The organism is Empedobacter sedimenti (genome assembly GCF_030005555.1).
Lineage (GTDB): Bacteria > Bacteroidota > Bacteroidia > Flavobacteriales > Weeksellaceae > Empedobacter > Empedobacter sedimenti.
In genome coordinates this window covers 1-2,227 of sequence record NZ_JASCQG010000036.1, presented here as the reverse complement: position 1 = coordinate 2,227, position 2,227 = coordinate 1, and the positions used below count along the sequence as shown (strand labels likewise).

The 2,227-nt window shown below is 28.6% G+C and carries 4 protein-coding genes; 1 reads left to right on the top strand and 3 read right to left on the bottom strand.

Annotated elements, in window-relative coordinates; translation table 11 throughout:
* Nucleotides 1-173: 173 nt before the first annotated feature.
* Genes QHG34_RS15765 through QHG34_RS15755 form a run of 3 tightly spaced genes read right to left on the bottom strand, consistent with a single transcriptional unit; the run spans nucleotide 174 to nucleotide 1,035 of the window.
* Nucleotides 174-503, bottom strand: coding sequence for a hypothetical protein (locus QHG34_RS15765; RefSeq protein WP_143080505.1), 330 nt, complete (start codon nucleotides 501-503; stop codon nucleotides 174-176).
* Nucleotides 503-778 carry a Txe/YoeB family addiction module toxin gene (locus QHG34_RS15760; protein ID WP_282631178.1) on the bottom strand — a complete coding sequence of 92 codons (276 nt, stop codon included), beginning with the start codon at nucleotides 776-778 and terminating at the stop codon, nucleotides 503-505. Before QHG34_RS15760 ends, QHG34_RS15765 begins: the two co-directional genes overlap by 1 nt.
* Nucleotides 775-1,035, bottom strand: a complete 261-nt coding sequence (locus QHG34_RS15755; protein WP_143080504.1) for a hypothetical protein — start codon at nucleotides 1,033-1,035, stop codon at nucleotides 775-777. The genes QHG34_RS15760 and QHG34_RS15755 overlap by 4 nt, the downstream gene beginning before the upstream one ends.
* Nucleotides 1,036-1,478: 443 nt before the next feature.
* On the opposite strand from QHG34_RS15755, the gene QHG34_RS15750 reads away from it, so the two are divergent.
* Nucleotides 1,479-2,227 (top strand): replication initiation protein (locus QHG34_RS15750; protein ID WP_282631177.1); only part of this gene is annotated, 749 nt, incomplete at its 3' end.

The window sequence follows — 2,227 nt, the reverse complement described above, 5'->3', positions numbered from 1 at the left end:
CATTTTAGAAAAGAAAAAACGAAAAAAAAGAAAGCCATTTCAACAAGTGCAGCATCACTAAATTTTATATAAAAAGTGAAACGGCTTTATGCTAAAATTTAATGGTGCGAAACTTACCTTTGTTTTCTTTTGATTTGTTTGGAGAAGCTCCAGATAAAATGCTGTTGGAAGAATTATAACTCTTGATGAATTTTATTCGCAATCACATGAGCGGTATTTTTTACATAAGGATCTGAATAGGCTTCATCGGCATTTGAAATAAAGTGTCTTAAAATGGCTTCAAGTGCATAAGCTTCATGATACTTGAATGAAATCGCAAATATTTTATCGTTTTTACGCTCTGTAATCGCTTTTCTAAGTAATTTACTATATAAGTCATCAGAAATTGACAAAATAGCTTTAAACGCAAAATTATCGCCTTTAAATTCATTGTCGTAACTATCCAATACATGCAAGACTGCATTTAAGTTGCTTATATTTAGTTTTAGTTTGATTTTTAGCATCATTTATCGTTGTAATGTCCTTTCGCTGATAGAATATGAACCGAAATAACATCATCGTCAATCGAATAGACTAATCGATGTTTATCCGTTATTTTTCGGGCATAACATCCTGCTAAATCATACTTTTTCAAAGTAGGTTTACCTGTGCCTGTTCTTGGGTGTTCTGCTAATTCTTTAATTAAGGCGACTGCTTTTTTAAAAGCTTTAGGCTCCGATTTCTTTAACTCTTTTAAATCTACATCCGCCTGAGAAGAGAAAATGATTTTATAACTCATAAACTATCAAAGTATGCGTCTAAATCTTCTTTTGATTTTATAGTTATTCCTTTTCCTTCCTTGATTTCTTGTTTAGCATCTTTAATTCTTTGGATCATTTCTTCTGAAAAATAAAGATCATTTTGAGAAATAGGTGTTAGCACATAAGCGTGCTTACTTCCTCTTCTAATGACTACTTTTTTTCCTTTGTCGACCATATCAAAAAAATCTTTCTGACGTTCTCTAAACTGTCTACTTGTTGTTTCTACTATTGCCATTGTGTAACTATTTGTGTACACAAATATACAGATAAATTTTATTTTGAAAAAATCCGCCCCCCCTGGTGCGCATAAAAAAGTCACGTCAATTTGTTTTTGTTTTTCCACTCTAACGAAAACAGTGCATTTCACGCAAGCTCCCAAAAGTGATTTTTCGAAGAAAATCACACCCTTAAAAACTAAAAAATTACCATGTTTTTGTATTAATTAAACATAGCTTATCTAACATTACTTATCGACTTTCGACAAAAAATGGATATATATATGTATATCATATATATTACAAGGGTATTAAAAAGTCTAACTATAACTTTTTGAATAAACAACTATAACTTTTTGAATAAATAGAAAATGGTTAACTATAACTTTTTGAATAAATACTATAACTTATGTTTGTGTAAGTTATAGTATTTATATAAATTTACTTTTCAATACTATAACTTATGTCTAAAATTAATAATAAAGAAGTATTACAGTCTTACATCTTAACGACTGCTAAATATGATTATTCTGTTTACGAGAAACGTATTCTTTATCGTCTTGTAGAGCTTTTTCAAGGATTAATACAAAATCAAAAATTAAAAGACAAAATAGTTATTGAACAAGACAATCAAAATACTAGCATTGTTAGTATGCCTATTAAATTATTTTTACAAAACGAAACAGATACTAACCATATTCGAATAAAATCAGCTTTAAAAAATTTAGCTAAAAAATTCTTTGAGTATGAAGATGAAAATGATTGGGAGTTAATTTCAGTAATTTCAGAGCCTAAAATTAAGAAAAATACAGAGATTGCTACTTTCAGAATAAATCCAAAAATAGTAGAAGCATTTTTAGATTTTTCAAAAGGCTTTAAAAAGTATGAACTTAAAGTAGCTATGGAATTTGAAAGTGTATATACTATGCGTTTTTACGAATTATTATCTAATCAGAAAACTCCTATTAATTATTCAATAGATAAATTAAAAGATATATTTAATATTGCTGATAAATACAAGTTAACGGGTGGTTTTATTCAAAAAGTTATCGAACCTGCAAAAAAAGAACTTGATAAATGTTCTCCTTACACGTTCCATTACGAACCGATCAAAACAGGTCGTAAAATTACAGGCATTCGTTTTATTCCGATCCATCAACCGCAATTTGAAGATGAATCATTGAAAAAACAAAAAGCAATGAAACAAATGTC